At 44.3% G+C, this 7,172-nt stretch carries 4 protein-coding genes and 1 pseudogene; 3 read left to right on the top strand and 2 right to left on the bottom strand.

All coding sequences use genetic code 11. The features are described 5' to 3' along the window. Positions 1-90: 90 nt before the first annotated feature. A complete protein-coding gene (locus tag QUB20_RS27320) occupies positions 91-729 on the bottom strand; it encodes a pentapeptide repeat-containing protein (RefSeq protein WP_333251100.1) in 639 nt (212 codons plus the stop codon). Between the two features lie 57 nt (positions 730-786). Between QUB20_RS27320 and QUB20_RS27315 the strand changes: the two genes are divergently transcribed. Together QUB20_RS27315 and QUB20_RS27310 are read left to right on the top strand one after the other, a co-directional pair. Beyond that, positions 787-1,320: a dual specificity protein phosphatase family protein gene (locus tag QUB20_RS27315; RefSeq protein ID WP_333251103.1), complete on the top strand. Its 534-nt coding sequence runs from the start codon at positions 787-789 to the stop codon at positions 1,318-1,320. Between the two features lie 110 nt (positions 1,321-1,430). Next, positions 1,431-2,631: pseudogene (locus QUB20_RS27310) on the top strand (ISAs1 family transposase). A gap of 286 nt (positions 2,632-2,917) precedes the next feature. On the opposite strand, the gene rnhA reads toward QUB20_RS27310, so the two are convergent. Beyond that, the gene (gene rnhA, locus QUB20_RS27305) at positions 2,918-3,823 is read right to left on the bottom strand and encodes a ribonuclease HI (protein ID WP_333057851.1); all 906 of its coding nucleotides are present in this window, start codon (positions 3,821-3,823) and stop codon (positions 2,918-2,920) included. An 81-nt stretch (positions 3,824-3,904) separates the two neighbouring features. Here rnhA and QUB20_RS27300 point away from each other — a divergent pair. Further along, on the top strand, positions 3,905-7,172 hold a 3,268-nt coding region (locus QUB20_RS27300), incomplete at its 3' end, for a two-partner secretion domain-containing protein (RefSeq protein WP_333251105.1).

Here is a 7,172-nt window from a genome sequence, read left to right as displayed (position 1 = left end):
AGAGACATAAGATAGGCTGCACACTGAAATTATATTTTGACTATTATAGGATCAATCATTCTGTGGCGTTCTCTTAAGCGGGATTTGGTATTACTCAAAAATCGCCCCATCTAAGCTTGTTTTTCTTAAGTCTGTTATCCCTAAATTTGCACATCTTAAATCAGCACCTGTTAAGCAAACATTGCTTAAATCTGCATAACTCAAATCTGCACCTCTGAGATTAGCATCCGATAAATTTGCTCCCGATAAGTTCGCCCTCACCAGTTGCGATTTACTCAAATTGCTGCCACTCAAATTTGCTGCTGACATCTGTGCTGCCATTAAGTTTGCTTTGCTTAAATTAGTGCCGCTGAGGTTAGCCAAATTTAATTTAGCATAACTCAAATCAATGTTTTCCAAGCAAAGTTCGCTCAATTGCGCGCATCGCAAGTTAGCATTAATAAAAAACCTGTCTCCAATCCCATAACGGCGCAGCAATTCGTCAACTCCCAGCCGAATTAAAACTGGTTCGCAAGTATTTTGGTAGCACCACGATGTCTCCACCAAACTAGCGGCTGCTTCAATTGCTACCTTGTCGCATTTAGGGAGCACCAAACTATTGCACCCATCCCACTCACCGTTGAGCATGAATGCCATGTCAGAAGCTGCTGCTATTGAGTCGCATAGCAAAACGGTTTCTGGTTTGGGTTGCAGCCAGTTCATTAGGGCGATCGAACTCTTGTTTTTCACTGTTGATTCAGGATTTGTTGGTATTTCTTAATTATAGGTAAAATTATTGAAAACATTATGCACAAATTTGCGGCGGCTTCGGAGACTGAATTAATTGTATTTGGTGCAGCGAGACCTGGATATCGCGATGCAGAAATTGCTGAGTGGATTGAATTTATGCAGGGGCACAATATCAAGCAAGTTTGCTGTTTGCTTCCCGATTCCCAACTCATCCGCTACAGGGACTTACTGGGAACGTATCGGAACATCTTTGGGTGCGATCGAGTTTGCTGGGCTCCGATTGCCGATTTTGAATTGGTAGATAGGGATATTTTGCTCGATCGCATATTACCATTTTTGGCATCTGCAAATAGCAAAGGCGAACGGGTCGTAGTTCACTGTTCTGGGGGGATCGGACGTACAGGACAGGTTTTGGCTGCTTGGTTGGTTAGCGGGCGGGGATTATCTAACAAACAGGCGATCGCAGCAGTAAAAAAAACTGGTAGAAATCCCTATGAAGCCGTGTTTGCTGCTTTGTTCAAAGGTCGAAACCCTTGGCAAGTTGCCGGAGAACTTAATGCTCTTTTAGATGATGGTCGTCCTGTTATATGAACTCCGGTTGCACCGTCAGGGTAAACGCATCTTAACTGGAACCCAAAATATGCTACAGTTAAATCCGACTAAATTTCAATGTAGTTTGTTGTAGTTTATGGGTGCTATCAATGGCAAGAGGTTTTAGTAAAGCTGTAACTTCCCAACAAAAACAAACAGATTCATTGCCTTCAATGAATATTTTAAATGCCAGTTTTTTAGAACATTTTGCCAATTTGAAAGACCCCAGAATAGAAAGAAGTAAAGAACACTTACTCAAAGATATTATAGCGATTGCGATTCTAGCTATCATTAGCGGTGCCGACGGATGGGTGGCAATAGAAGCCTATGGTAATGCCAAATATGAATGGTTAAAAAGCTTTCTAGAATTACCGAATGGCATACCATCTCATGACACATTTAGTCGGGTATTTGCCCGAATTGAACCACAACAGTTTCAAGAATGCTTTTTGAGTTGGGTAAATGCCATAGTCGGGGAATTAGAACTAAACGTGATTGCCATTGATGGCAAAACGATGAAACAATCTTATGACCGAAATGACCAGCAAAAAGCGCTACATATAGTTACAGCCTGGTCTTCATCTCATCAATTGGTTTTAGGTCAAAAAAAAGTCGATAAAAAATCAAATGAACTGACAGCAATTCCGGCATTAATAGAAATGTTAGAGATTGCCGGAAGCGTAATAACCATAGATGCTATGGGCTGTCAAAAAGAAATAACATCTCTGATTATCAAGAAAAAAGGAGATTATGTTTTCGCTTTAAAAGGCAATCAAAAACTCCTCTATCAAGCTGTGAAAGAGTGGTTTGAAGTAGCTCAAAAATCAGATTATTTAGGCAGAGACTACAGTCCGGCATGAGCAAGTAGAAGCTGGACATCATCGAGTGGAAAAAAGACAAGTTTGGACTGTTGATGTATCCGAGTTACCACCTCTGCACAATCAAGAATTATGGACGGGATTAAAAACAGTTGTCATGATAGTTAGTGAACGACGGCTGTGGAATAAAACCACGACTGAAGCTCGTTTTTATTTGAGTAGTTTAAGCAGTAATGCTGAGATAATTGCTGGGGCTATCCGCAGTCATTGGGGCATTGAAAATAGCTTACATTGGACGCTTGATGTGACCTTTTGTGAAGATGAAAGCCGGATTCGGAAACAGAACTCTCCCGAAAATTTTGCACTTCTACGTCGCTTGGCTATAAATTTACTAAAACAAGAAAAAACTTCCAAACAAAGTCTAAAAATGAAACGGTATCGAGCGGCAATGGACAATAATTATTTAGTGCAAATTTTAAACTCTGCCAGTTAATGCTCGAAATCTAACACCTATCTAAGAAGGAAAATTCTCCGGCTTTAAGAAGTTTAAAAAATCTTAAGGTTATGATTTAATTTGCTTAAATGTGGTTAAAGTTAATGATTTTTAAAAGTTTTTTTTAGTTATTTAGTAATGCACAAATTTAGGTGTTTGTCAAATTAATTTAGATGCGTTTACCCTGGTTGCACCGTTAGTTAATTAACAGTTAACAGTTAACAGTTAACAGTTAACAGTTAACAGTTGACCAAATGCCAAATGCCAACTGCCAACTGCCAACTGACTAATCAGTTGTACTAACGTGGTCAATTCTCTCTAATTGCCAGAGAATTTGGTTGCCCTCGCGCCGCACCCGCGACACTACCCAATTTCGCCAAACCCAGTTGTCTCCACGACTGGTGACAGCGCTGGCATTTACATCCATCAAATCAGCCAGTTCAGAACTGGTAATCAAGTAGCCTTTCGTCGCAACCTCGTCGGCGATGTGCAACGTTTCGATCAGATTGCGGAGGTCCTGAACCCTCACCTCGCGGGGCAAGTTCTCCAGGGTATCGGCAGTTGAATCCATCATGGTAGAGTTGGAGATCGGAAGGTCAGAAGTTATGACATAGGATTCTATCGTTTTGTTACCAGTTACGTCCGTTTCTTCCGAAACAATTGTGTTGTCAAAGCGTAGGGGCGGTGCCCCCGTGCCCGCCCCGGCCTCGTCTCCCGTTGGTTTCTGCTGTTGCAGTTCGGGAGTGAGATTGTGCGAGAAGCTGCGGGCGATTTCATCGCATCTGTCGTTGTAGAAGTCGCCGGAGTGGCCGCGGACGTGTTCCCACTTGATTTGTCTGGAATTCAGCTTGTCTAGCAGATGCCAGAGGTCTTGGTTGACAACATCTTTGCCCGTTGAGGTTTTCCAGCCTTTATTTTTCCAGCCTTGAATCCATTTAGTGATGCCGTTTTTAACGTATTCACTGTCGGTGTAAACGGTGACAGGTTCGGTTTGACCGGAATTGGCAAAAAATTCCAGCGCAGCGACTGCCGCCTGCATTTCCATGCGGTTGTTAGTGGTTTGGGGGTCTGCACCTCCGAGTTCGTGACACTTGCCGTCGGCGAAACAAACTACTGCACCCCAGCCGCCAGGGCCTGGGTTGCCGGAACAAGCGCCGTCTGTGTAGAGGCTTTTGATTTTGGGAGTTGTCATGAGCGAATTAATGTGTAATTTAGAGGTAAGTTGTTTGCAAGTGCGATAATTAAGGCAATTGAGATAGTTTTACTTGCTACTATGAAAAATGCCAACTTAAAGATTAAAAAGGTTGCGCTATTTATTTGTCCCTTTTCTTTGTTAATTTTTAATACTTTCGCGCAAGCACAGCCCATAGTGCCTGCTGCTGACGGTACGGGTACTGTTGTCACCCGCAGCGGCAACCGCTATGATATCAACGGCGGCAGTTTGTCGGGAGACGGCGCGAATCTTTTTCACAGTTTTGGGCAGTTTGGGTTGAATCAAGGTCAAATTGCTAATTTTCTGACTAATTCGGCTATTCAAAATATATTAGCTCGAATTGCTGGCGGGGACGCTTCGCTCATTAACGGTTTAATTACTGTCACGGGCGGCAACTCTAATCTTTTTCTAATTAATCCTGCGGGGATTGTGTTTGGCCCGAACGCGAGTTTGAATGTGCCGGCGGCTTTTACTGCAACTACTGCTACTGGTGTCGGTTTTGGTTCAAATTGGTTTAATGCTGCGGGTATAAATAATTTTAGCGCCTTGGTTGGTACGCCAAATGCTTTTTATTTTAGTCCGGGTGTACCAGGAAGTATTGTTAATGCTGGCAATTTAGCCGTGAATCCTGGGCAAAATTTGGCTTTGCTTGGCGGTACGGTTGTTAGTACCGGGCAGTTGTCGGCTGCGGGCGGGCAAATTACTGTTGCTGCTGTTGGGGGAGATAATGTTCTCCGCATTAGTCAACCGGGACATTTGTTGAGTTTGGAAATAGCAACGGGCAGAAATTTTGGTAATTCTCCACAGACTTTGAATCCTGTTTCTTTGCCGCAGTTGCTGACAGGTACTGGGCAAAATCAGGCGGCGGGTGTTGCGGTTGCTGATGACGGTTCTGTGCGGCTTGTGGGTTCTGGTTTGCAGGTGAATTCTGGGGATGTGGCGATTGCTGCTAATGTGTCTGGGCTGCCGCAGTTGAGTGCGGGAAGTGCGAATTTATGGGCTGCGGAAAATCTCTCGTTAGCGGGCGCTAGGCTGCAAACTACGGGGGATTTGAGTTTGCTGGGTGGGGATGCGGTGCGGGTCAGGGACAGCGCCCAGAATCCTTTTTTGGCGAAGGCTGGGGGGAATTTATACATTCAGGGATCTCGCACGATCGACATTCTCACTCAAAATGCGATCGGCGGCTTATCTCTTCCCCCGCAATTCCAAAGCGGCGGCAATTTGAGTTTGGTTAGCAACGGTGTTATTTCGGGGGATGCCCACTTTGTTTCGGGTGGCAATTTTTCGATTCGCAATTTGTCGGGAATGCCGGGAAACTTTGTCAGTTTATTTGACCCGATTATCAGTTCGGAAGGAGATGTTTTCTTTGGAGATTATACCGGAGTTTCGCTGAAAGTCGAGGCGAGGGGGAGCATTGTTGCCGAGGAGATTACAATTACCGGCCCCGATATTGCATTGGGTAGGGAAAATCTGAGTGGCGATCCCGATATTGCTATTTTAACCAGTAGTCCGGCCTTAATTCTGCGGGCTGGAGTGCAAAATTTGGCAAATTCTCCTAATGTTCCTAATTCTCCTACGGATACTCCGGGTGATAATGAACAACCTAATCCTTTAGGTGACGATGCAATATTTACTCCTGCGTCTATTTTATCGAATAATTTGATTTCTGTTGAAAATATTTCGGCTGGCGGGCCGGTGATTTTGTCAGCGCCGGGAATTATCGCAACTAGAGATATTAATGGCGGTCAAATTAATCTCGAAAGCAGGGAAGCAGGAGTGGTAGTTGGGGGCAGATTAACGTCTAGTTCGACAATTAATATTCAAGCTAATGACAATATTATATTGACAAGTGACATTTCTCGTGCTGATATCAACGGCAGTATTAGTCTGAATACTGTTCGAGGCAATATAGTAACAGGGTCGATCGATACTGGGACTTCTGGGGCGATCGCACTCAGAGCTTTTGGCAATGTGAATTTTGGGACTTTGCAGGGGTCTAATGTTGATATTACCAGTAACTCCGGTGAATTGGGAGTTTTGACTGATGCCAATACCATTGTGCCTAATACTACACCAGTCAATATCACAGCAACTGAGAATATCAATTTGACAGCTTTGAGGGACTTAACGGTAGGCAATCTCACCGCTGCGACTGTCAATGCTAGCAGCAATGGGAGTGTTAATACGGGGGCGATCGCTACGAATGGAGATGTCAGACTTTTAGCAGGACAGCAAATTACAGCAGGGACAATTAATGTCAATCCTACCACCAGCACAGACGGAAGCAATCGCATTCCTACAGTAAATTTGGATGCCCAAACTAATATTAGAGTTCTATCGATCGATGCTGGCACTGGCACTATTGCTTTGAGAGCATCCAGCGACTTAAATGCAGTGAATTTGCTAGGAGGAGCAGTTGAGGTCAATAGCGATGGGGGAAAAATTGCGATCGGCAATACTACATCACTTGGGAATATTAATATAATAGGTTCGGGCAATGTAAATTCAGGGGATTTGCTGGGAACAAAAGTTAATGTAAATAGCACTTCGGGAATTATTGATATTGGACGCGCTACAGCAACAGAAAATACTGTCAATTTAACAGCGCCGCTGGATGTAACTTCAGGAGAGTTGCGGGGAGTTGGAGTTAATGTAACTAGCAATACGGGAAGTATTAATATTGGCAATACAGACGCCACAACCGGAAATGTCAATTTAATAGCGCCGCTGGATGTGAATTCAGGGGATTTACGGGGAGTTGAAGTTGATGTCACTAGCAGCAGGGGAACTGTCAGCACCGGCAATATCGATGCTTCGGGAATTGTGAGGATTTTAGCCGGAAACGAAATCAGAATTGGGCGAATAAATGTTAATCCTGTTGTTAGGGTCGATCGCACTTCTACAGTAAATCTTAACGCTCAAAATGATATCCGTGCTGCATCGATCGATGCTGCGGGCGGTAATGTTGAGATCGCAACTCCGGGTTTAGTTCGAGTGACGGGTACTTTTGACCAAAACGGGACTCCTGTTAGCATCTCGACTCTTGGCGACACTCAACCCGGTACAGTTACGATCCGCCACGGCGGCGGCGATGTCAATCCGCCGATACCTTTTGCGGTGGGAGATGCGACGACTAACGGTACTGCAGGGGCGATCGCCAGCAATGCTTTAGGTACGATTACTCAGGGTCAATCTTTCATCAATTCTTACACTCAAGGCAATAGTGCGATCGTCACTACAAATCAACCCGGTACAAATCAACCCGGTACAAATCAACCCGGTACAAATCAACCCGGTACAAATCAACCCGGTACAAATCAACCCGGTA

Source organism: Microcoleus sp. B4-C2 (assembly GCF_036705265.1).
In the GTDB taxonomy this organism is placed as follows: domain Bacteria; phylum Cyanobacteriota; class Cyanobacteriia; order Cyanobacteriales; family Microcoleaceae; genus Microcoleus.
Note: the sequence above shows the minus strand (reverse complement) of the source record. Positions and strands in the feature narration are given on the sequence as shown.